Below are 21,501 nucleotides of genomic sequence, written 5' to 3' on the forward strand. Positions count from 1 at the left end.
GCCGGACCACCGCCAGCCAGGCGTAGCCGCGATAAAGTGTGCGGAAACGGAAGGTTGCGCCGATTTTTCGCGATTCCGATTCCAGCACCTCGCGCAACATTTCACGGGGCGTGACGTGGAATTTTCTGAGCCAGCCGCGAAGCAGGGTCCGAAACCAGTCCGGCAGGCCTTCCTGCTGGCCGAAGTCGACGATGTGCAGGGAACCGCCCGGAGCGAGCGTTGCCAGCGCGGCGGAGACCGTCTTTTCCCAGCCTGCGATCATCGACAATGAATAGGACACGAAGACACGGTCGAAGCTGTCGCGGCCGAACAGCGCCTTTGCGTCGAACTCCGTGGCGTCGCCCCTTGCCAGCATGACGCGATCGGACAGGCCTTCGCGGGCAATCGCGGTGCCCGCGGTCTCCAGCATCTCTGCCGAAATGTCGAGGCCATAGAAGCGCGCGCCGGGAAAGCTGCGGGCGGCGAGGATGATGTTTCGCCCGGTGCCGCAGCCGAGCTCCAGCACCGTGCCGCCCGGCGGAACGTCCAGCCCTGATATCAGCCGGTCGCGGCCGAGCAGATAATATTTGCGGGTCAGGTCGTAGATGTGACGCTGCCAGCGGTAGACACCGTCCATCAGTTCGGCGTGATTGGCCGGCAGCTCGGTAGTGCTCATGAGGCGCGCTTCACGTACAGATGAAAGCCGCCATAGATTGCCGAGCGGTCGCGGGTGGAGAATTCGCGCGAGGCATCGCTCTCGTAGCTCCACTGGTCGAGCAGGGAAGCGGAGACGCGGCCCGGCAGCAGACTTGGCTCGGCCGCAGTGCGGAAGATGACACGCGCGCCGGCGGAGGCGGTGCGGGTGATTTCCGACCACAGCGCATTGAGCTGGTCGTCGGTCATCCAGTCCTGCGCGTCGAGCAGGATGAAACGGTCGACGGAACCCGCGTCCTTGCCTGCCAGGAATTCGATCAGATTGGCATGATGAATGGCGACGCGGTCTACATTGCCGCGAATGGCCTCATAGTTCTGCCTTTCAAGATAGGCGGGCAGGGCGGCTTCGCCGGGTTGGGGGTAGCGCCTGGCAAAGGCTTGCCAAGCGAAATAGTTGTTTTTCAATGGAAAATCGCAGGCGAGCTTTTCCAGCCGGGCTTTCAGCACACTGGCCATGGTGCCGTCGCCGGACGTGATGAGAGAGTCATATTGCGCCGGCGGGATGCCGAGGCCGAACAGCGAGGCCTTGCGCGAGGTCGCCCATTTCAAAAGCGGCTTTTCGAACACCGGGGCCAGCTCCTGGTGGAAGAAGCGGCGCTGCTCGCCAATGTTCCTGGCCTGCATGATGCCGGCGGGGTCGACGCCGAAGAATTTAGCCGTGCGGTGGCCCATGGCGATGAACAGGCCAAGCAGGCCGGTCTGGTAGAAATTGCGGTCGAAGACGGCGATGCGCCTGATGCCGCGCCAGTTGCGGCGCTCCCAATAGTGGCGGCTGACCGGATCGAGATGCGGCGCGATGAAGCGGTCGTAAGCCTGAGAATTGTGGTCGTTGCCGGCGGCACCGAAGAAGCGAAACAGGTCGCCCTGCGAAGGCAGGTGGCGCACCGCCTCCAGCTTCATGCGGTTCAGGGCTATGTGAGCGGCATTGAGATCGACGGCGTCGATCCTGGCCGGCGACCGGGTGAGATAGGCCAGGATATTGCAACCGCCGGAGGCAATAGTGACGACGCGGTGGCCTTCGCCAAGCTGCATTGCGTCCATGTCGACATCGGGATCTTCCCAGATCTGCGGATAGACCAGGCCCGAAAACAGGAAGGCGAACAGCCGTTCGGAAATTCCTGCCTTCGACAGGGGGCGGTTCTGGTAGACGGCTTTTCCAACTTCCTTGCCACGGCGAAAGATCAGATCTGCGGAAACGTCCGTCATGGCAAGGTGATTCCCCATTTGCTTTGCCGCAAGCGGGTAACGCCCGGCTATGACAGGTGGATGACAGCGATCCGCACAGGGGAGCGCAAAGCTGTTTCACCCCCGGGGAGGCGCAAGGCGAGGATGCGAGCGATGTTACATGCGGAAACGCATCGTTACGAAACCCATGGCTGAGTGATGCATTTCCTTCTCGACCGTTCACTGCAACGTGAGCGTGTGTTGAAGGAGAGATATCATGAAAAAACTCATTCTTGCGTCGGTGTCCGCGCTTGCGCTGCTCGGCGTCGCTGCATGCAGCGACAGCGGCACGGGGACGGATAACACCACCACCCAGAGCACCAATCCGCCGGCCGAGCAGCCAATGAAACCTGCGGCGCCCGCGGATAATTCGACCAAGCCTGCCGAGCCGGCTCCGGCAACGCCCGCTCCTGCGCCCGCGCAGTAGTCCATTAGTACCTGTGTTCTGGCGAAGGGCCGGCGTCTTGCCGGCCCTTCGCCCAGGCGGGTAGTGGTTCCGACACGAGATCGATTGTCGTCGGAGGTATGATGCCGGCCGTTATTGGCTTGATAGCGGGGACCGGTTGGCTCTAAGAAGCGGCCATGTCGATTTGGGACCGCCTCGGCGACTTCATCACGCGGATTTCGTCCTCAGCCTCGTCGGGCGTCGCCGACGTGGTCGAGGCTGTACGCACCGTTTTTTCCGGCGATGCGGATTTGCGCCGTCGCGTCGCTTTCTCGGTGGCGATGATTGCGCTCTCGGCCAAGATGGCCAAGGCCGACGGGGTCGTCACCCAGGATGAGATACGCGCCTTCCAGGAAATATTCGAGGTGCCGCCAAAGGAGACGCGCAACGTGGCGCGGCTCTATGATCTGGCCAAACGTGACGTTGCCGGCTTCGAGACCTATGCCGAGCGCATGGCGCAGCTTTGTGGCTCCGGCCATTCGAACTGCATGATGCTGGAGGATATACTCGATGGCCTGTTCCACATCGCCAAGGCCGACGGGCTGATCCATGAGCGTGAAGGCCAGTTCCTGCACCGCATCGCCGAAATCTTCCGCATAGACGAGGTGCACTACGAGGCGATCCTTGCCAGGCACGTCAATCTTGGTGCGGCCGACCCCTATGTCGTGCTCGGCATCGAGCGCGGCAAGCCGTTCGAGGAGGTCAGGAAACGCTACCGCAAGCTGGTTTCCGACAATCATCCGGACCGGCTGATCGCGCGTGGCCTGCCGCAGGAATTCATCAAGATCGCGACGACGAGGCTCGCGGCGATCAACACCGCCTATGAGATGATCGAGCGGGGCCTGCGGCACGCATGAGCGGCTTCCTGCCCGACGAGCCGAGCGCCGAGGTCAGGGTATCGCCGAATTTCGGGCCACGGCGCGAGACGCTGAAGCCCGACATGATCGTGCTGCACTATACCGGCATGCCGACAGGCGCCGGGGCCGAGGCGTGGCTGTGCGACCCGGCCAGCGAAGTCTCCTCGCACTATCTGGTGCATGAGAACGGCCATATCGTGCAGATGGTCCGGGAAAGCGACCGCGCCTGGCACGCTGGGAAGAGTTCGTGGTTCGGACGCACCGACATCAACTCCTGTTCCGTCGGCATCGAGATCGTCAACCCGGGGCATTCATTGGGTTATCCCGGTTTTCCCAAGCGACAGATCGATGCGGTGATCGGCTTGTGTGCCGGAATTGCCAGCCGGCATGCGATTGCCCCCCAGCGGGTGCTGGCGCACTCCGACGTGGCGCCGGGGCGCAAGATCGATCCGGGCGAGAAGTTTCCCTGGCGGGCCCTGTTCGAGGCCGGCGTCGGCCACTTGGTGGCGGCGGCACCGATCAGGCGCGGCGCCGTGCTGAAGACCGGCGACGCTGGCGCCGATGTCGAGGCGCTGCAATCGATGCTGGCGCTCTACGGCTATGGAGTCGAAATATCGGGTGTTTTCGACCAGCAGACGCGGGTCGTGGTCGAGGCTTTCCAGCGTCATTTCCGGCCACGCCGGATCGATGGAGTGGCGGATGGATCGACGATACGCACGCTTCAACGGCTGCTCGCTTCCCCCGGAACTTGACCTTAGGTCAGGATGCCGTCCAAGTAATGCTTTTCCGACATTAGGTTACAAACTGTCACTTAAAGTGAATTGCCCCGCCTTCATTGCGCGCAATTCGGGCCTCAAAGGGCAATCCGTACAGTTTGTCGGGCGTCTAACCCCCGGATGATCCGACATTAATCAAGCAATGCCGCGCGGAGATCTTCGCGCGTTCAGACAGAACAGGATCACATGCAGAAATTGACCGTTGTAACGGCAGCTCTTGCTGCCGGCGTAATGACTTTTGCCTTCGGGGCGGCGAGCGCCGCGCCGCTGAGCCCACGGGCCGATCAGGGGCTCGTCGCAGCGACCGCCAAGGGCAAGGCCATTTCGGCCAAAAGCAGCAAGGACGTGAAGGCGGCGAAGCGGTCTTCCGCGAAAGTGGAGAAGGCGAGCTGGACCAAGGCCAAGAAGCCGAGCACGAGACAGAAGACCAGACGAGGCCGCAAGGCCGTCGACAAAACGACGACGGCATCGATCGGGATCAAGGACGCAGCAGCCTCGACGGCAGCGGTGGCCAGTGGCGATCAGTATTCGGCCATCGTGGCGCGCTATGCCGCGAGCTATGGCGTGCCGGCGTCGCTCGCTCATGCCGTTATCAAGATCGAGAGCAACTATCGGCCGAACCTCGTCGGCGGCGCCGGCGAAATCGGCTTGATGCAGATCAAGCCGGCGACGGCGCGGATGATGGGCTATAGCGGCTCGGCCAATGGGCTTTTCAATCCGGACACCAACATCAAATACGGCATGAAGTATCTTGCCATGGCGCGGGATCTCGGCGGCGGCACGACGTGCGGCACGATCCTGAAATACAATGCCGGCCACGGCGCCACCCGAATGAACCCGGTTTCGGCCGCCTATTGCAGCAAGGTCAAGGTGCAACTGGCGGCTGTCGGATCGCCGGCGTGACAAGAACCGGTCGTAACCGGCTTTTTTGGTTGCGTTTTGTGGCGTGAACCCCTTTATACGCCTGGCCAGCTGGCCGGGCGGCCGCACCAGCAAAAGCCGAAAGGCCGCGGGTGAGGAAAGTCCGGGCTCCATGGAGACACGGTGCCGGCTAATGGCCGGCGGGGGCGACCCCAGGGAAAGTGCCACAGAAAGCAAACCGCCACGACTTGGCTTTGCCGGGTCGGGGCAAGGGTGAAAGGGTGGAGTAAGAGCCCACCGCGCGACTGGCAACAGGAGCGGCACGGTAAACCCCACCGGGAGCAAGACCGAATAGGGGCGGTGCGAGGGGAAACCCTCGAGGGCTGTTTCCGGCTCACCGTCCGGGTAGGTTGCGTGAGGCGCATGGCAATATGCGCCCAAGATGAATGGCCGCCACGTTCTCGCGCCGCAAGGGGCGAGGGCCATACAGAACCCGGCTTACAGGCCAGCTGGCAGTTTTTCTCCGCGATATCGGCCTTTGCGATCAGCAGGTTGCGCCCTGGGGCGCGCCTGTTGATTCAACGGCTTTTTTGTCGCCTGCCAATCTGCATCCACGGCCGCAGGGGACTTTCTTGAATTCGGTACGATTAAATCGTACCATGCTTCAGCAAGTGGACGAGGAGCGGTCATGGGACAGGTCGATAAACGCAGCATCACCCTCTCGCCGGAACTGGCGGCGGCGGTCGACGATGTGGTCGCCGCTGGTGAATACGCTTCGGCTAGCGAGGTAATCCGCGATGCACTCCGGCAATGGAAGGATCGGCGCGACCTCTTCGGCTATACGGTCGAGGAGTTGCGGAGGCTAGTTCAGGAAGGGATCGACAGCGGGCCGGGACGATTTGAATCGATGGAGGAAATTAAGGCCGAAGCGCGGAGACGCTTGCGATCTGACGGCGCCGCATGAATTTGCTCTCTATCGTCCGGAACGCGCGCGCTGAAGACGATCTGATCACGATTTGGCTGCATATTGCGCGCGACAGCGAGGCTGCAGCCGACCGGCTGCTCGACCGCATCGAGGCACGGTGGCAGCAAGTGACTACCTATCCTTTCTCAGGCGCGCCACGAGACGATATCGCACCGGGTGTTCGCCATCTAATAGTCGGCAATTATCTCACTCTGTATCGAGTTAGGGACGATGTGATCGAAATCCTTCGCGTGCTGCACGGCCATCGCAATGTCGAAGCCAATGACCTCGGTTCGTAATCGTCGGGTCAGTCGCCGATCCTGTCCAGCGACGCCTCGATCGCCGCCCAAAGCTCTTCAACTGGTTCGCAGCCGACCGAGAGGCGAACGAAGCCGGCTGGAACCGCATCGCCGCGCTTCGAACGCCGCTCGGCGGAGGTGTGGACGCCGCCGAAGGATGTCGCGGCCTGCATCAATTCGCAGTTGTTGATGAAATCCTCGGCCTTCTGCTCCGAAGCGAGTTCGAAGGAAACAAGGAAGCCGAAGCGTTCCATCTGGGCACGGGCAAGATTGTGCGAAGGATCGCCTTCCAGGCCGGGATAGCGCAGGCCCGTGATCGCCGGGTGACCTTGCAGGCGCCGCGCGATCACTTCCGCCGAGGAGCACATGCGGTCGAAGCGCACATCGAGCGTTTCGAGGCCACGATGCACAAGCCACGCTTCGAACGGCCCTGGAATGCCGCCGGACGTTTCGCGCCAATCCGTCACCGCGGCGATGATGTCGGCGTTGCGGCTCGCGACATGGCCGAACAGCACGTCGGAGTGGCCGTTGGGCGCCTTAGTGTCCGCGGCGATGACAATATCCGCGCCATGGTCGAGCGGGCGCTGGCCGAAAGGCGTCATGGTCGTATTATCAACGACAAGCAGTGCGCCCGCTTTGTGTGCGGCCGCGGCCACCGCCGCGATATCGCATATGTCCAGCCCCGGATTAGCGGGCGTCTCTACGAAAGCGAGACGATAGCCTTCGAAACCGCCATCGAGGAAGGTCGAGGTTGGCCTCACATCGTAGGCGATGCCGAGTGGTTTCAAGAAGCGTTCGGCCAGTGCCCTTGTCGTGTGATAGCCATCCGAAGGCAGAAGAATGCGGTCGCCGGTCTTGAGGACAGCGAAAAATGCCGCCGAAATCGCCGCCATTCCGGAAGGAAAAGCGACGCAGGGCGCGTCTTCCAGATGCGCCAGCATATGTTCTACCGCATCCCAGGTCGGATTGCTGAAACGGCCATACTGGTTGAAACCGGTGGCGTCGCCAGGCGCGTGAAAGATGGCAGCCATGGTGAGTGGCAGGGGGATGGAATCGCCGACGGCAAGTGCGTTGCGACGGAGGTGGGCAAGAGCCGCGGCGCGCGACCGTGCTGTTTCAGACATCGACATTCCAACCCTCTTGGTGACCCTGGACGTGTGGTGAGACGCTATGCCCGGCAACAGCTCGCGACAAGGCGCGTCCGGTTGGGCCAAGCGGCTCTAAACGCTTCGTTAGGCTTAATGATCCATAAAGACGAGACGTGTTTTCAAAGCCGCTTCCATCGGTCGCGACGGCATGTTGTGAAGCCTGTTCCCGTTGACGCCCATAACACCCCATGATATCCCATATCGATACCAAAGCCTTCGTTCCGCGTCAGAGTGAAGCGTACGCCAATCGGGCAGCCGCGGCGGCTGCGCGTTTGCCGGTTTTCGCCCCTGTCACGGAGGCGGGTTCAGGGCAGGGAACGCGTAGCGGTGGCGCGTGCAACACGACGAAGAGGGGTGCGGCGGCGCAAGCGGCCGTGACGTGTGATGGACCGGTTTCTGTCGAACACGGTGAGCAGGATCGATGCGAAGGGGCGGGTGTCCGTTCCTGCGCATTTTCGCGCCGTCGTTCAGAAACGCGGCTATTCGGATCTCTACGCGCTGCGTTGCCTGGATCTGCCGGCCATGGATGTCGGCGGGCCCGACCTGCTCGACCGCTACGAGCAGCGCATCGCGCTCGAGGATCCGTTCCAGCAGACGGCGGACGACATGTCGTTCTTTTGCCATGGCGACGGAACATTCCTGAAGCTGGACCAGGATGGTCGCATCACGATCAGCGACTTCATCCGCGAACATGCCGGCCTTTCGGCGGAAGTAGCCTTTGTCGGGCGCGGCAATTTCTTTCAGATCTGGGAGCCGGGACGGCTTGCGGCCTACGGAGCGCAGGCGCGGGCCCGGCTTTTGCAGCTTCGGCAGGGGACGAAGCCTGGGGAGCGACCGGAATGACGGTGGGCCACGGCGATGATATCAACGCCGTTGGCGGACCGGCCCGCCACATTCCGGTCCTCCTTGCCGAAGTGTTGCAGGCGCTCTCGCCAGCGGAAGGGGACGTCGTCGTCGACGGCACGTTCGGCGCCGGCGGCTACACCAAGGCCATCTTGGCGGCCGGCGCGTCCGTGGTTGCCATTGATCGCGATCCGGATGCCATAGCGGCTGGTCGCAATCTCGAAGCCCAATCAGGCGGCCGCCTGCGATTGGTGCAGGCGCCATTCTCGATGCTGGACCAGCATGTCGAAAGTGCCGACGGCGTCGTGCTCGACATCGGCGTTTCCTCGATGCAGCTCGACCAGGCGGAGCGCGGGTTTTCGTTCCGCGTCGATGGGCCTCTCGACATGCGCATGGCGCAGGCGGGCCTCAGCGCCGCAGATGTCGTCAACAACTTCAAGCCGGGCGATCTTGCCCGCATCTTCGGCTTCCTCGGGGAGGAGCGCCACGCCGGGCGCATCGCGCGCATGATCGAAGCGCGTCGCGAAAAGCGTCCGTTCGAGCGCACGCTGGAGCTTGCCGACGCCATCGAGACGCATATCGGCCGGGCGCCGAAGGACAAGATCCATCCCGCCACCCGCGTCTTTCAGGCGCTGCGCATCTTCGTCAATGACGAGCTCGGTGAGTTGGCCAAGGCGCTGTTCGCCGCCGAGCGGGCGCTGAAGCCGGGCGGACGACTTGCCGTGGTGACATTCCATTCGCTGGAGGACCGCATCGTCAAGCGCTTCATTGCCGATCGCTCCGACGCCGCGAGCGGCTCGCGCCACATGCCGGAGGCACGGGCACGCAGTGCCACCTTCAGCAAGTCCGGCGGCGGCGTGACGCCGGGTGATGCCGAGACTGCGGCCAACCCGCGCGCCCGCTCGGCAAGGCTGCGCGCCGCCATCCGCACCGATGCGCCGGCGCGTGCCGTCGATTTTTCGATTTTCGGCCTTCCAAAACTTCCCGGCCCAAAACTTCCCGGCATCGAGCGGCCGGGGGAGAGGTAAGCACGTGTTTCGTTCCAGCGACATCGTCCTCATCGCCGTCATGGTCTCGGCGGCGGCCCTGACCTACAAAACCAAGCGCGAGGCCGAGGACCAATTGGCTGCAGTGCAGAAAATCCATGCTGAGATACGCTACGAGGAGGACACGATCGACCTGCTCAAGGCCGACTGGAGCCTGCTCACCCAGCCATCGCGGCTACAGAAGCTCGCCGAGCTCTACAAGTCGCAGCTTGAACTGGAGCCGGTCAGCGCGCACCAGATCGTCGGCCTCGGCGACCTGCCAGCCAAAACCCTCGACATCCAGGACATCCTGAACGGGCACCAAGGCGGCATGGCAGACAATTCCGGCAACACACCCTCGGACGGCAAGGATCCCATCGTGACCGGAGGCATCGCCCAATGATCGGCAAACTGCTGAAACGTCGCCCCAGGGCCAGCGAAGACGGTTCAATCGTGGTCGATGGCGCCCGCAAGGCGACCGGAGGCAAGGGCAAGGCGCGCATCGTCATGACGATGGCGGTGTTCTTCGGTATCTTCTCGATCATTTCCGGGCGGCTTGTCTATCTCGGCTTCCAGACCCCCGACATGTCGGGCGGCCCGCAGAGCCGGGTGACGGCCTCGCGACCCGACATTGTCGACCGCAACGGCGAGGTGCTGGCGACGGACATCAAGACGGCATCGCTGTTTGCAGAGCCGCGCCGCATCGTCGACGCCGACGAGGCGATCGAAAAGCTGTCGACGGTGCTGCCGGAGATCGATTACGAGCAGACCTACCATAAGCTGAAGAGCGGCGCCGGCTTCGTCTGGCTGCAGCGGCAGCTGACGCCCAAGCAGCAGGCCGACATCATGCAGCTCGGCATTCCCGGTTTCGGCTTCCGCACCGAGAAGCGCCGTTTCTACCCCAGTGGTGAAACCTCGTCCTACATTGTCGGCCTGACCAATATCGACAATCAAGGCATCTCCGGCATGGAGAAATATATCGACGAGCAGGGCCTGAGCGATCTGCAGGCGTCGGGCCTGGCGGTGGCGAAGGATCTCAAGCCGGTGAAGCTCTCGATCGATCTGCGCGTCCAGCATGTGGTGCGCGACGAGATTGCCGCCGGCCTGGAGCGCTATCGCGCCATGGGCGCGGGCGCCGTCGTGCTCAACGTCAAGACCGGCGAAGTGGTGGCCATGGCCTCGGTGCCGGATTTTGATCCGAACAATCCCTACAATGCACAAGACAAGGACCGGCTGAACCGGATGTCGGCGGGGCTCTATGAGATGGGCTCGACCTTCAAGAGCTTCACATCAGCCATGGCGCTCGATTCCGGCAAGGCGACGATGGCGAGCCGCTTCGACGCTTCGCATCCAATCCGGGTCGGCCATCAGGCCATTCACGATTTCCACGGCAAGAACCGCGTGCTGTCGTTGCCGGAGGTGTTCCTCTATTCATCCAACATCGGGTCGGCCAGGGAGGCCGAACTGGTCGGCATCGAGGCGCACCGCGAATTCCTGCATCGTCTTGGCATCTTGGACAAGATGCAGACCGAACTGCCGGAAGTCGCCCGTCCGACTGAGCCGAAGGTCTGGAAACAGGTCAACTCGTTCACCATCGCCTTCGGTCATGGCGTGTCGACGACACCGTTGCAGGCGGCTGTCGGCTGCGCGGCGCTGATCAATGGCGGATATCTGATGGAGCCGACATTCCTGGTCCGCAGCCAGCAGGACGCGATGGCGGCGGCCAAGAAAGTGGTAGCCGACAAAACGGTCGAGGGCATGCGCTATCTCTACATGCTCAACGCCGAGAAGGGCTCGGCCAGAAATGCCAGGGTCCCCGGCTACCGCGTTGGCGGCAAGACCGGAACAGCCGAGAAGGTCATCAATGGCCGCTACTCGAAGGAGTTGAATTTCAATACGTTCGTCGCCGCATTCCCGATGGACGATCCGCAATATCTCGTGTTTACGATTGCCGATGCTCCGCACCCGGAAAAGCCGGGCATGACGGACGTCGCGGCCGCGAATGCCGGGGTCATGGCCGGCAATATCATCAGGCGTTCCGCGGCCATGCTTGGCGTGAAGCCAGATTTCAGCCATGAAAATGGTGCAACGCTGGTTTCCTATCAATGATTCTTAGGGCGCGCCGGCAACTGCGCGCTATTTTGTTGCGGTGAACGGAACTCGATGAAGCTCAAAAATCTAACCGGTATCCTGCCAGTCGAAGGAACAGCTTCCGCCGATCTGGAGGTTACCGGCATCTCTTCGGATTCCCGCCAGGTAAAACCCGGCGTCGTCTTTTTCGCGCTCGCTGGAAGCAAGGCGGATGGCGCCGCCTATGCCGCGGACGCCGCCGCACGAGGGGCTGCCGCGATCGTCGCGGGCAAGGACAGCGCCCTTGGCGGACTGCCAGTTCCAGTGTTGGCCGTCGATGACCCGCGCCTGGCGCTGGCCCTGAGCGCGGCCCGTTATTTCGGCAAACAGCCGCAGATGATGGTGGCCGTCACCGGCACCAGCGGCAAGACCTCGGTCGCCGCTTTCGTCAGGCAGATCTGGGAGCAAGCCGGCTTTGCCGCGGCCTCGATCGGCACCACCGGCGTGGTGGCGCCGGGCCGCAACGATTATGGCTCGCTGACGACGCCAGATCCCGTCGCCTTGCATCAGCTGTTGCTTGAACTGGCGGACGCCGGCGTCACCCATGCTTCCATGGAGGCCTCCAGCCATGGTCTCGACCAGCGCCGTCTCGACGGCGTCAGGCTGGCCGCCGGCGGCTTCACCAATCTCGGCCGCGACCACATGGACTACCATCCGACGGTCGAGGACTATCACCGGGCCAAGCTGCGTCTGTTTGATGCGCTGCTGCCGAAGGGCGCGCCGGCCGTGATCTTCGCCGACGATCCGTGGTCGGCGCCAACCATCCAGGCGGCGAAGGCCGCAAGGCTCGACGTGCTGACGGTCGGCCGCCACGGCGATTTCCTGACGCTGAAGCGGGTCGAGCATGAGCGCCACCGCCAGCGTGCCGAGGTCGAGGCCGACGGGATGCTCTACGAGATCGACCTGCCGCTGGCCGGCGATTTCCAGATAGCCAACGCGCTGGTTTCGGCCGGGCTTGCCATCTCCACGGGAACGCCAGTCGCCAAGGCCTTGAAGGCGTTGGAGAAACTCAAGGGCGCACCCGGCCGGCTCGACCTTGTCGGGACGACTGCAAACGGCGCGCCGGTCTATGTCGATTATGCGCATAAGCCGGACGCGCTGGAAAACGTGCTTGCCTCGGTGCGCCCGTTCACCACCGGCCGGGTCATCGTCGTGTTCGGCTGCGGCGGCGACCGCGATCGCGGTAAGCGGCCGATCATGGGCGAGATCGCGACGCGGCTCGCCGACGTCGTCATCGTCACCGACGACAATCCGCGCTCGGAAGTGCCGGAGACGATCCGGGCCGCGATCCTTGCCGCCGCTCCCGGCGCGATCGAGATCGGTGACCGGCGCGCGGCGATCCACGAGGCCGTTGCCATGTTGCATGCCGGGGACACGCTGATCGTGGCCGGCAAGGGTCATGAGGAAGGCCAGACGATCGGCACCGAGACCCTGCATTTCTCCGACCACGAAGAAGTCCGTGCCGCGCTGCTGGAGCGTGCCGCATGAATTTGCTGTGGACATCCGAGACGCTGGTCGCCGCCATGGACGGGCGACCGATCGGGCCGATGCCGGACGGCATATCGGGCATTTCGATCGACAGCCGCAGCCTTCAGCCGGGCGACGCTTTCTTCGCCATCAAGGGCGAGGCGATGGACGGCCATGATTTCGCGACCGCCGCCATCAAGGCCGGAGCCGGGGTGCTGGTCGTGGCCGAAGGCAAGCTGCCGTCGCTTGGCCGGCTGACGGCGCCGATGATCGTCGTCGAGGACGTGCTGGTGGCACTGGAAAAGCTCGGTGTCGCATCGCGCGACCGTTCCCAGGCCAGGATCATCGCGGTGACCGGTTCGGCGGGCAAAACGACCACCAAGGAAGCGCTGCGCCACGTGCTGTCGGCGGTCGGCAAGGTGCATGCCTCGGTGCAGTCGTTCAACAACCATTGGGGCGTGCCGCTCACCTTGGCGCGCATGCCGGCCGATTGCGACTATGCCGTGTTCGAGATCGGCATGAACCATCCCGACGAGATCAGGCCGCTGGTCAAGATGGTAAGGCCGCATGTCGCCATCGTCACCATGATCGCGGCCGCGCATCTCGGCTTCTTCCGAAATCTGGACGAGATCGCCAAGGCGAAGGCCGAGATTTTCGAAGGGCTGGAACCTGGCGGCGCGGCGATCCTCAACCGCGACGACGCGCGTTTCAAGCTTCTCGACAAGATGGCGCACGCCGCCGGCGTCGAGCATGTCTATGGGTTCGGCGAGAACGCGCGCTCAACCTTCAGACTGGTCAAATGCGAAGTCCATGCCGATCATTCCGACATTGCCGCCAGGATCGGCGGTCACGAGGTGACGGCTCGCATCGGCGCGCCCGGCCGCCACATGGTGCAGAACATTCTGGCAGTCCTCGGCGCGGCCCGTCTGGTCGGTGCCGATCTCGACAAGGTTGCCCTAGCGCTGGCCGATCTCTCGGCCGAGCGCGGCCGCGGCAAACGCTATGTGCTGCGTCATCCCGGTGGCTCGACTTCGAGCCATCCCGGTGGCCCGACTTCAAGCCACCCCGGTGGACCGATCACGCTGATCGACGAAAGCTACAACGCCAACCCCGCCTCGATGGCGGCCGCCATGGCGCTGCTCAACGCGACGCCGGTGACGGGCGAAGGCCGCCGCATCGCCGTGCTGGGCGATATGCTGGAGCTAGGCGAGTATTCGGCCAAGCTGCATGCTGCACTTGCCGGTCTCATCGTCGGCACCGGCACACAGACCGTCTTTCTCGGGGGGCCGGAGATGCGGGCGCTGGCGGAAGCGCTGCCGGGCGAGATCAGGACGGAATACCGCGCCGGCGCCGAAGAATTGAAGCCGGTGCTGCTTGCCGCGCTGAGGCCAGGCGACGTGGTGATGATCAAATCGTCGAAGGGCATCGGCTTTGCAAAGCTGGTCGATGCGTTGCTGGGCAAGTTCCCGGCTGAAACGACAATCGGCAAACAGACCTAGGGTCAAGTCGGGGACGAAAAGCGCATGTTCACACTGCTCGTCGATTTCGCGGACAAGATCTCGGTCTTCAATGTCTTCCGCTACATCACCTTCCGTACCGGCGGGGCGCTGATCACCTCGGCGCTGATCGTCTTCATCTTCGGGCCGACCATCATCAATTCGCTCAGGTTGCGCCAGGGCAAGGGCCAACCGATCCGCGCCGACGGGCCACAGACCCATTTCAAGAAGGCCGGCACGCCGACCATGGGCGGACTGATGATCCTGTCCGGCATCATCGGCTCATCGTTGCTGTGGGCGAACCTGTCGAGCATCTATGTCTGGGTGGTGCTGTTGGTGACGCTGGGCTTCGGCTCGATAGGTTTCTACGACGACTATCTGAAGGTGACGAAGCAGTCGCATCTCGGCTTTTCCGGCAAGGCGCGGCTGGCGCTCGAATTCGTCATCGCCGGCATCGCCGCCTGGGCGATCATGCATAATGGCCAGGCGCCGTTCTCCTCGTCGCTGACATTCCCCTTTGCCAAGGAATTCCTGATCAATCTCGGCTGGTTCTTCGTTCCGTTCTCCTGCTTCGTCATCGTGGGAGCGGGCAATGCGGTGAACCTCACCGACGGCCTGGATGGCCTGGCGATCGTGCCGATCATGATCGCGGCGGCGTCCTTCGGCGTCATTGCCTATCTCTCCGGCAATGCTGTGTTCGCCGAGTATCTGCAGATCCATTTCGTGCCCGGCACCGGCGAACTGGCTGTTGTGCTTGGTGCTGTCATCGGCGCCGGCCTCGGCTTTCTCTGGTTCAACGCGCCGCCGGCGGCGATCTTCATGGGCGACACCGGCTCGCTGGCCATGGGCGGGCTGATCGGCACCGTTGCGGTCGCCACCAAGCACGAGATCGTGCTGGTCATCGTCGGCGGTCTGTTCGTGGTCGAGATCCTGTCCGTCATCATCCAGGTCGGCTACTTCAAGATGACCGGCAAGCGTGTGTTCCTGATGGCGCCGATCCATCATCACTTCGAAAAGCTCGGCTGGACCGAAAGCCAGGTGGTGATCCGCTTCTGGATCATCGCCGTCATCCTGGCGCTGGTCGGCCTTTCCACCCTCAAGCTCAGATAGGCGCGCCCCGTGATTCCCGCCGCATCCTTTGCAGGCAAGCGTGTTTCGCTCTTCGGGCTCGGCGGCTCGGGGATCGCGACGGCACGCGCGTTGATCGAGGGCGGTGCAGAGGTGCTCGCCTGGGACGATAATCCAGGCAGTGTCGCCAAGGCGGCCGAAGCGGGTATTGCAACCGCCGACCTGCGTGGCGCCAACTGGGCCGGTTTCTCAGCTTTCGTGCTGTCGCCCGGCGTGCCGCTGACGCATCCCAAGCCGCACTGGACGGTGGAACTGGCGCGCGGTTCGGGTGTCGAGATCATCGGCGACGTCGAGCTTTTCTGCCGCGAGCGGACACTCGGCGCGCCAGCAGCCCCATTCATCGCCATCACCGGCACCAACGGCAAGTCGACGACCACGGCGCTGACGGCGCATATATTGAAGGCTTCCGGCCGCGACACGCAGATGGGCGGCAATATCGGCCGCGCCGTGATGACGCTCGATCCGCCGCAACCCGACCGGCACTATGTCGTCGAATGCTCGTCCTACCAGATCGACCTCGCACCATCGATCAATCCGACGGCCGGCATCCTGCTCAATTTGACGCCGGATCACCTCGACCGTCACGGCACCATGCAGCATTACGCTTCGATCAAGGAGCGGTTGGTTGCCGGCAGCGAGACCGCGATCGTCGGCATCGACGATTCCTGGTGTGCGCAGATTGCCGAACGGCTGGAGCGGGCGGGGCGGCACGTCATCCGCATTTCGAAGCGGCTGCCGCTGACCGACGGCTATTTCGCCGATGGCACCAATTTGATGGAAGCGGTGCATGGCCGCTACAGCCGGGTCGCCTTCCTCGAAGGCATCGGCTCGCTGCGCGGGCAGCACAATGCGCAAAACGCGCTTGCCGCGGTGGCCGCCTGCCTCAAGGTCGGGCTCGACCTCGGCGAGATCCAGTCCGGACTGGAAAGCTTTCCGGGCCTGGCGCATCGCATGGAGCAGGTCAGCCGCAAGGACCACGTGCTGTTCGTCAACGATTCCAAGGCGACCAACGCCGATGCGGCGGCACCCGCGCTGTCGAGCTTTTCACGCATCTACTGGATCGCCGGCGGCCTGCCCAAGGAAGGCGGCATCGAGCCGCTGCGCGGCTTCTTCCCGCGTATCGCCAAGGCCTATCTGATCGGCGAGGCGGCGCCGGCCTTTTCGGCGACGCTGGGCGAGGCGGTGCCGTATGAGATATCGGGCACGCTTGCAGCCGCGGTCGAGCATGCCGCGCATGATGCGGCCAAGGACGATGGCGGCGAGGCGGTGGTGCTGTTGTCGCCGGCCTGCGCCAGTTTCGACCAGTTCAAGAATTTCGAGGTCCGCGGCGAAGCCTTCAGGCAAGCTGCGAATGCTATCGAGGGCGTCAAACCCATCGGAGGGGCACGATAATGCAGAGCCGTCTCGACAAAAGCCCGGTTGCGACCTGGTGGTGGACCATCGATCGCTGGTTCCTGGCGGCGTTCCTATCGCTGATGGGGCTGGGCATAGTCTTGTCCTTCGCCGCAAGTCCCGCGGTCGCCGAACGCATCGGCCTCGACAGTTTTCACTTCGCGACCAGGCAGATCATCTTCACCGTGCCGGCGCTCGGCGTGATGCTGGCGGTGTCCTTCCTCGATTCCAGAGAGATCCGGCGCATGGCGCTGATCATGCTGTGCCTGATGCTGGTGCTGATGGTGGCGGTGCTCTACATCGGCGTTGAGGTGAAAGGCGCGCGGCGCTGGGTGTCGCTTGCCGGCCTGTCGATCCAGCCCTCGGAGTTTTTGAAACCCGCCTTTGTCATCATGTGCGCCTGGCTGTTCGCCGAACACAAGCGCCAGCCCGACATTCCGGGCAATCTCTTCGCCATGTTGCTCTTGGTGCTGGTCGTGTCGCTGCTGGTGGCGCAGCCGGACCTCGGCCAGACCATGCTGACGACCGGCACCTGGGGCATCATGTTCTTCATGGCGGGGCTGCCATGGCTGTGGATTGTCGTGCTCGGAGCGGCCGGCGTCGGTGGCGTCTTTGCCGCCTATACAGTGTTTCCGCACGTCGCCCTGCGTATCGACAAGTTCCTCACTGGCGAAGGCGACACGTTCCAGGTCGATATGGGCCGCGACGCATTGATCAATGGCGGCTGGTTCGGCGTCGGACCGGGCGAGGGCACCGTCAAGCGGGTCATCCCCGACAGCCATGCCGACTTCGTCTTTTCGGTCGCGGGCGAGGAATTCGGACTGATTATGTGTTTCTTCATCATGTCCATCTTCGCCTTCATCGTGCTGCGCGGCCTCAACACGGCGCTGAAGGAGCATGACGATTTCACCCGCTATGCGGTCGGCGGCCTCGTCACCGTGTTTGGCCTGCAGGCAGTCATCAACATGTGCGTCAACCTGCAACTGGTGCCTGCCAAGGGCATGACGCTGCCGTTCATCTCCTATGGCGGCTCTTCGCAGATTGCCATCGCCATCTCGATGGGAATGGTGCTGGCGCTGACGCGCAAGCGGCCGGAAAAGCGCAAGCAGGTGGGCTTTGCCTTGCCGCAGCGCGCCATGCCGGCGGGGTGACATGGCCAGAGGCGTTATCCTTCTCTCGGCGGGCGGAACCGGCGGACATCTGTTTCCGGCCGAGGCGCTGGCGCATGAGTTGAACGCGCGTGGCTGGACGGTGCATCTGGCGACCGACGACCGTGCTGAGCGCTTTGCCGGCCACTTCCCGGCCGCCGCCATCCACCCGATCCAGTCCGCGACGCTGGGCTCGAAAAATCCTGTTGCCCTGCTTGGCGCTTTCTGGAAAATCTGGCGCGGCGTGCGCCAGGCGTCCGCCATCATCGGCAGGATCAAGCCCGATACCGTGGTCGGCTTTGGCGGATATCCGACCTTGCCGCCGCTCTACGCCGCGACGCGGCGCAAGGTACCGACGCTGATCCACGAGCAGAACGCTGTGATGGGACGCGCCAACCGGGCGCTGGCCAGCCGCGTCGATGCGATTGCCGGTGGCTTCCTGCCGCAAGACGAAAGCGCCGTCGGCGCCAAGACGGTGACGACAGGCAATCCGGTCCGCCCACAGGTGCTCGAAGCCGCAAAGACCGCCTACGCCGCCTCGGCCGGGAACGATCCCTTCCGCCTGCTGGTGTTCGGCGGCAGCCAAGGCGCGCAGTTCTTCTCCGATGCGGTGCCGGCGGCCGTCGCCTTGCTCCCCGACGCCCTGCGCAAGCGGCTGGTGATCACGCAGCAGGCTCGGGCCGATGATGTCGGGCGGGTGAAGGCGGCCTATGCAGCGCTTGGCGTTGGTGTCGAGGTCTCGCCCTTCTTCAGCGATATGGCGGCGCGCATAGCGGCCGCGCAACTGGTGATGTCGCGCTCCGGCGCCTCGACCGTCTCGGAAATCGCCGTCATCGGCCGACCGGCGCTGCTGGTGCCGTACCCCTATGCGCTCGATCACGACCAGGCCGCGAACGCAGCCGCCCTTGCGGCCGCCGGCGGTGGCGAGGTGGAGCCGCAATCCTCACTTTCGCCCGAGCGCATCGCGGCGTTGATCGGCGCCCTGATGGCCGAGCCCGAACGGCTCACGGCAATGGCTGCCGCGGCGAAGTCGGTCGGCAAACCGGATGCCGCACGGTTGCTCGCCGATCTCACAGAGGCTATTGCGTCCCGCAAAACCGTTTCGGATTTTAAGAAGGGAACGCACGCATGAAGATGCCGCAGACCATAGGCCTCGTGCATTTCATCGGCATTGGCGGCATCGGCATGAGCGGCATCGCCGAAGTGCTGCACAATCTCGGCTACAAGGTGCAGGGGTCCGACCAGGCCGACAGCGCCAATGTGCAGCGGCTGCGCGACAAGGGGATCGAATGCTTTGTCGGCCACAGGGAAGAAAACCTCGGCGATGCCGAAGTGGTGGTTGTCTCGACGGCTATCAAGAAATCCAACCCCGAACTGAAGGCGGCACGGGAGAAATTGTTGCCGATCGTGCGCCGCGCCGAAATGCTGGCCGAACTGATGCGCTTCCGCCAGGCAGTGGCGATCGGCGGCACGCACGGCAAGACGACGACGACCTCGATGGTAGCGACGCTGCTCGAAGCCGGCGGGCTCGACCCGACCGTCATCAATGGCGGCATCATCAACGCCTATGGCACCAATGCGCGCATGGGGGACGGCGAGTGGATGGTGGTCGAAGCCGACGAGAGCGACGGGACCTTCCTCAAGCTGCCGGCCGATATCGCCGTCGTCACCAATATCGATCCCGAACATCTCGATCACTACGGCAGTTTCGAGAAGGTGCGCGAAGCCTTCCGCCAGTTCGTCGAGAACGTGCCGTTCTACGGCTTCGGCGTCATGTGCACCGACCACCCGGAGGTGCAGGCGCTGGTCGGCCGAATCGAGGATCGCCGCGTCATCACCTATGGCGAGAACGCGCAGGCCGACGTGCGCTTCACCAACCATCGCATGGCCGGCGCGACCTCGGAATTCGACGTGGTGATCCGCGACCGCAAGGGACGCGGCCAGACGACGATATCGGATCTGCGCCTGCCGATGCCCGGCCGCCACAACGTTTCCAATGCGACGGCGGCGATCGCGGTGGCGCATGAGCTCGGCCTGTCGGCCGAGGCGATCAAGAAAGGCCTGTCGTCCTTCGCCGGCGTCAAGCGTCGCTTCACCCAAACCGGCTCCTGGAATGGCGTCGAAGTGTTCGACGATTACGGCCACCATCCGGTCGAGATCGCTGCGGTGCTGAAAGCCGCGCGCAGCGCCACCAAGGGCCGCGTCATCGCCATTGCCCAGCCGCACCGTTTTACCCGGCTGCATGATCTGTTCAATGAGTTCTCCGCCTGCTTCAACGACGCCGACACGGTGATGGTGGCGCCGGTCTACGCCGCCGGCGAGGAGCCGATCGAAGGCGTGACCTCGGATGCGCTGGTGTCGCGCATCCGCGCCGGGGGCCATCGCGACGCGCGCTACATCGAGGGTCCGGAAGCAATAGCGCCTGTTGTCCGTGATCTGGCCAGGCCCGGCGACTTCGTCGTCTTCCTCGGCGCCGGCAACATCACGCAATGGGCCTATGCGCTGCCCAAGGAGCTGGCCGTCTCATGATGCAGGGCCAGGCGCTGATCGACAGACTTGGCGGGCGGCTTGCCGGCCTGCGCGGCCGCATCACGCCGAATGCCGAGATGGACAAGATCACCTGGTTCCGCGCCGGAGGACTGGCCGAGGCGCTCTTTCAGCCAGCGGACGAGGCGGATCTCGCTGCTTTCCTGAAAGCGGTTCCCGAAGAGATACCGCTGACCATAGTCGGCGTCGGCTCGAACTTGCTTGTGCGCGATGGGGGTATTCCGGGTTTCGTCATAAGGCTGTCGGCCAAGGGGTTCGGTGAAACCGAAATTGTTTCGCCGACATCGATCAAGGCTGGCGCGGCCACGCCCGACAAGCGCATCGCCGCGGTGGCGCTGGAAGCCGGCATCGGCGGCTTCCATTTCTACCACGGCATACCGGGCGCCATCGGCGGGGCGCTGAGGATGAACGCCGGCGCCAATGGCGTCGAGACGCGCGAGCGCGTCGTCGAGGTGCGTGCGCTCGACCGCAAAGGCAACGTCCAGACGCTGAGCAATGCCGATATGGGCTATGCCTACCGGCACTCGTCGGCACCGTCCGGGCTGATCTTCACCTCGGCGATTTTCGAGGGCTTTGCTGAGGACAAGGCAGTGATCAAGGCGGCGATGGACGCGGTGCAGAACCATCGCGAGACGGTGCAGCCGATCCGCGAGAAGACCGGTGGCTCGACCTTCAAGAATCCTGAAGGCACCTCAGCCTGGAAAGAGATCGACAAGGCCGGGTGCCGCGGCCTGCTGATCGGCGGCGCGCAGATGTCGCCCATGCACTGCAATTTCATGATCAACACCGGGACAGCGACCGGCTACGAACTCGAATATCTCGGCGAAACGGTGCGCACGCGGGTGCTCGAACATTCCGGCATCCGGCTGCACTGGGAGATCAAGCGCATCGGGGACTTCCGCCCCGGACACGCCGTCCAGGAGTTTCTTGGACAGCTGCTCTAGCCGCGGTTGAAGTTCATGTGACGCATGAACTTCAACCGGTCCGGAACGACCGCGCGACCGTTGCTCCAAAGACTCAACAGCACGGTTTTCGCATCCATTTTCTCAGAAAGTGAA

Annotated in this window: 20 protein-coding genes, 1 other RNA gene and 1 pseudogene; 19 read left to right on the forward strand and 3 right to left on the reverse strand. The window is 63.6% G+C overall.

Going from position 1 to position 21,501, the window contains the following annotated elements:
• Position 1 precedes the first annotated feature (1 nt).
• Positions 2–655: pseudogene (locus FJ428_RS17080) on the reverse strand (class I SAM-dependent methyltransferase); the annotation flags it as partial.
• Positions 652–1,899 carry a DUF3419 family protein gene (locus FJ428_RS17085; protein ID WP_224518994.1) on the reverse strand — a complete coding sequence of 416 codons (1,248 nt, stop codon included), beginning with the start codon at positions 1,897–1,899 and terminating at the stop codon, positions 652–654. The pseudogene FJ428_RS17080 and the gene FJ428_RS17085, both read right to left, overlap by 4 nt.
• A gap of 235 nt (positions 1,900–2,134) precedes the next feature.
• Between FJ428_RS17085 and FJ428_RS17090 the strand changes: the two genes are divergently transcribed.
• The 7 genes from FJ428_RS17090 (at position 2,135) to FJ428_RS17120 (ending at position 6,119) form a co-directional block, all read left to right on the forward strand.
• Positions 2,135–2,344, forward strand: a complete 210-nt coding sequence (locus FJ428_RS17090) for a hypothetical protein (protein WP_140495184.1) — start codon at positions 2,135–2,137, stop codon at positions 2,342–2,344.
• A gap of 155 nt (positions 2,345–2,499) precedes the next feature.
• Positions 2,500–3,219 carry a DnaJ family molecular chaperone gene (locus tag FJ428_RS17095; RefSeq protein ID WP_140495186.1) on the forward strand — a complete coding sequence of 240 codons (720 nt, stop codon included), beginning with the start codon at positions 2,500–2,502 and terminating at the stop codon, positions 3,217–3,219.
• Positions 3,216–3,971, forward strand: a complete 756-nt coding sequence (locus tag FJ428_RS17100; RefSeq protein WP_140516616.1) for an N-acetylmuramoyl-L-alanine amidase — start codon at positions 3,216–3,218, stop codon at positions 3,969–3,971. Before FJ428_RS17095 ends, FJ428_RS17100 begins: the two co-directional genes overlap by 4 nt.
• Positions 3,972–4,181: 210 nt before the next feature.
• Entirely contained in the window at positions 4,182–4,898 is a 717-nt protein-coding gene (locus tag FJ428_RS17105) for a transglycosylase SLT domain-containing protein (RefSeq protein WP_140516614.1), read from the forward strand.
• Between the two features lie 65 nt (positions 4,899–4,963).
• Positions 4,964–5,373: RNase P RNA component class A (rnpB, locus tag FJ428_RS17110), an RNA gene on the forward strand.
• A 171-nt stretch (positions 5,374–5,544) separates the two neighbouring features.
• Positions 5,545–5,820, forward strand: a complete 276-nt coding sequence (locus FJ428_RS17115) for a type II toxin-antitoxin system ParD family antitoxin (protein ID WP_140516612.1) — start codon at positions 5,545–5,547, stop codon at positions 5,818–5,820.
• Positions 5,817–6,119 carry a type II toxin-antitoxin system RelE/ParE family toxin gene (locus FJ428_RS17120; RefSeq protein WP_140516610.1) on the forward strand — a complete coding sequence of 101 codons (303 nt, stop codon included), beginning with the start codon at positions 5,817–5,819 and terminating at the stop codon, positions 6,117–6,119. The genes FJ428_RS17115 and FJ428_RS17120 overlap by 4 nt, the downstream gene beginning before the upstream one ends.
• A gap of 8 nt (positions 6,120–6,127) precedes the next feature.
• Here FJ428_RS17120 and FJ428_RS17125 read toward each other — a convergent pair whose 3' ends face one another.
• Positions 6,128–7,243: a cystathionine gamma-lyase gene (locus FJ428_RS17125; RefSeq protein WP_140516714.1), complete on the reverse strand. Its 1,116-nt coding sequence runs from the start codon at positions 7,241–7,243 to the stop codon at positions 6,128–6,130.
• Between the two features lie 408 nt (positions 7,244–7,651).
• Here FJ428_RS17125 and mraZ point away from each other — a divergent pair, with 408 nt between their 5' ends.
• Genes mraZ through murB form a run of 12 tightly spaced genes read left to right on the forward strand, consistent with a single transcriptional unit; the run spans position 7,652 to position 21,387 of the window.
• Entirely contained in the window at positions 7,652–8,110 is a 459-nt protein-coding gene (gene mraZ / locus FJ428_RS17130; RefSeq protein WP_140495198.1) for a division/cell wall cluster transcriptional repressor MraZ, read from the forward strand.
• On the forward strand, positions 8,107–9,138 hold the full coding sequence (gene rsmH, locus FJ428_RS17135) for a 16S rRNA (cytosine(1402)-N(4))-methyltransferase RsmH (protein ID WP_140521216.1): 1,032 nt from the start codon (positions 8,107–8,109) through the stop codon (positions 9,136–9,138). Before mraZ ends, rsmH begins: the two co-directional genes overlap by 4 nt.
• 4 nt (positions 9,139–9,142) lie before the next feature.
• Positions 9,143–9,538, forward strand: a complete 396-nt coding sequence (locus tag FJ428_RS17140) for a hypothetical protein (protein WP_140559520.1) — start codon at positions 9,143–9,145, stop codon at positions 9,536–9,538.
• Positions 9,535–11,244, forward strand: coding sequence for a penicillin-binding protein 2 (locus FJ428_RS17145; RefSeq protein ID WP_140495205.1), 1,710 nt, complete (start codon positions 9,535–9,537; stop codon positions 11,242–11,244). The genes FJ428_RS17140 and FJ428_RS17145 overlap by 4 nt, the downstream gene beginning before the upstream one ends.
• A 54-nt stretch (positions 11,245–11,298) precedes the next feature.
• Positions 11,299–12,753 (forward strand): UDP-N-acetylmuramoyl-L-alanyl-D-glutamate--2,6-diaminopimelate ligase, encoded by a 1,455-nt coding sequence (locus tag FJ428_RS17150; protein ID WP_140559521.1) that lies wholly within the window; start codon positions 11,299–11,301, stop codon positions 12,751–12,753.
• Positions 12,750–14,231: a UDP-N-acetylmuramoylalanyl-D-glutamyl-2,6-diaminopimelate--D-alanyl-D-alanine ligase gene (locus tag FJ428_RS17155; protein WP_140656801.1), complete on the forward strand. Its 1,482-nt coding sequence runs from the start codon at positions 12,750–12,752 to the stop codon at positions 14,229–14,231. The genes FJ428_RS17150 and FJ428_RS17155 overlap by 4 nt, the downstream gene beginning before the upstream one ends.
• A 24-nt stretch (positions 14,232–14,255) precedes the next feature.
• Positions 14,256–15,338, forward strand: coding sequence for a phospho-N-acetylmuramoyl-pentapeptide-transferase (gene mraY / locus FJ428_RS17160; RefSeq protein WP_140495211.1), 1,083 nt, complete (start codon positions 14,256–14,258; stop codon positions 15,336–15,338).
• Positions 15,339–15,347: 9 nt separating this feature from the next.
• The gene (murD, locus tag FJ428_RS17165; RefSeq protein WP_140879852.1) at positions 15,348–16,748 is read left to right on the forward strand and encodes a UDP-N-acetylmuramoyl-L-alanine--D-glutamate ligase; all 1,401 of its coding nucleotides are present in this window, start codon (positions 15,348–15,350) and stop codon (positions 16,746–16,748) included.
• Positions 16,748–17,899 carry a putative lipid II flippase FtsW gene (ftsW, locus tag FJ428_RS17170; RefSeq protein ID WP_140557536.1) on the forward strand — a complete coding sequence of 384 codons (1,152 nt, stop codon included), beginning with the start codon at positions 16,748–16,750 and terminating at the stop codon, positions 17,897–17,899. The genes murD and ftsW overlap by 1 nt, the downstream gene beginning before the upstream one ends.
• A gap of 1 nt (position 17,900) precedes the next feature.
• Positions 17,901–19,028, forward strand: a complete 1,128-nt coding sequence (gene murG, locus FJ428_RS17175; protein WP_140557537.1) for an undecaprenyldiphospho-muramoylpentapeptide beta-N-acetylglucosaminyltransferase — start codon at positions 17,901–17,903, stop codon at positions 19,026–19,028.
• Positions 19,025–20,425, forward strand: a complete 1,401-nt coding sequence (gene murC, locus FJ428_RS17180) for a UDP-N-acetylmuramate--L-alanine ligase (protein WP_140495219.1) — start codon at positions 19,025–19,027, stop codon at positions 20,423–20,425. The genes murG and murC overlap by 4 nt, the downstream gene beginning before the upstream one ends.
• Positions 20,422–21,387 (forward strand): UDP-N-acetylmuramate dehydrogenase, encoded by a 966-nt coding sequence (gene murB / locus FJ428_RS17185; RefSeq protein ID WP_140495221.1) that lies wholly within the window; start codon positions 20,422–20,424, stop codon positions 21,385–21,387. The genes murC and murB overlap by 4 nt, the downstream gene beginning before the upstream one ends.
• The last annotated feature ends 114 nt before the right edge of the window (positions 21,388–21,501 follow it).

The organism is Mesorhizobium sp. B2-8-1, from assembly GCF_006440955.1.
Taxonomy (GTDB): domain Bacteria; phylum Pseudomonadota; class Alphaproteobacteria; order Rhizobiales; family Rhizobiaceae; genus Mesorhizobium.

Excerpts from the sequence above, each read along its gene's own strand:
- FJ428_RS17150 (WP_140559521.1), top strand. The coding sequence starts at position 11,299 with ATGAAGCTCAAAAATCTAACCGGTATCCTGCCAGTCGAAGGAACAGCT.
- FJ428_RS17115 (WP_140516612.1), top strand. The coding sequence starts at position 5,545 with ATGGGACAGGTCGATAAACGCAGCATCACCCTCTCGCCGGAACTGGCG.
- FJ428_RS17125 (WP_140516714.1), bottom strand. The coding sequence starts at position 7,243 with ATGTCTGAAACAGCACGGTCGCGCGCCGCGGCTCTTGCCCACCTCCGT.
- FJ428_RS17090 (WP_140495184.1), top strand. The coding sequence starts at position 2,135 with ATGAAAAAACTCATTCTTGCGTCGGTGTCCGCGCTTGCGCTGCTCGGC.
- ftsW (WP_140557536.1), top strand. The coding sequence starts at position 16,748 with ATGCAGAGCCGTCTCGACAAAAGCCCGGTTGCGACCTGGTGGTGGACC.
- FJ428_RS17145 (WP_140495205.1), top strand. The coding sequence starts at position 9,535 with ATGATCGGCAAACTGCTGAAACGTCGCCCCAGGGCCAGCGAAGACGGT.
- rsmH (WP_140521216.1), top strand. The coding sequence starts at position 8,107 with ATGACGGTGGGCCACGGCGATGATATCAACGCCGTTGGCGGACCGGCC.
- mraZ (WP_140495198.1), top strand. The coding sequence starts at position 7,652 with ATGGACCGGTTTCTGTCGAACACGGTGAGCAGGATCGATGCGAAGGGG.
- murB (WP_140495221.1), top strand. The coding sequence starts at position 20,422 with ATGATGCAGGGCCAGGCGCTGATCGACAGACTTGGCGGGCGGCTTGCC.
- FJ428_RS17100 (WP_140516616.1), top strand. The coding sequence starts at position 3,216 with ATGAGCGGCTTCCTGCCCGACGAGCCGAGCGCCGAGGTCAGGGTATCG.
- FJ428_RS17105 (WP_140516614.1), top strand. The coding sequence starts at position 4,182 with ATGCAGAAATTGACCGTTGTAACGGCAGCTCTTGCTGCCGGCGTAATG.
- FJ428_RS17155 (WP_140656801.1), top strand. The coding sequence starts at position 12,750 with ATGAATTTGCTGTGGACATCCGAGACGCTGGTCGCCGCCATGGACGGG.
- mraY (WP_140495211.1), top strand. The coding sequence starts at position 14,256 with ATGTTCACACTGCTCGTCGATTTCGCGGACAAGATCTCGGTCTTCAAT.
- murG (WP_140557537.1), top strand. The coding sequence starts at position 17,901 with ATGGCCAGAGGCGTTATCCTTCTCTCGGCGGGCGGAACCGGCGGACAT.
- FJ428_RS17120 (WP_140516610.1), top strand. The coding sequence starts at position 5,817 with ATGAATTTGCTCTCTATCGTCCGGAACGCGCGCGCTGAAGACGATCTG.
- murC (WP_140495219.1), top strand. The coding sequence starts at position 19,025 with ATGAAGATGCCGCAGACCATAGGCCTCGTGCATTTCATCGGCATTGGC.
- FJ428_RS17085 (WP_224518994.1), bottom strand. The coding sequence starts at position 1,899 with ATGACGGACGTTTCCGCAGATCTGATCTTTCGCCGTGGCAAGGAAGTT.
- FJ428_RS17095 (WP_140495186.1), top strand. The coding sequence starts at position 2,500 with ATGTCGATTTGGGACCGCCTCGGCGACTTCATCACGCGGATTTCGTCC.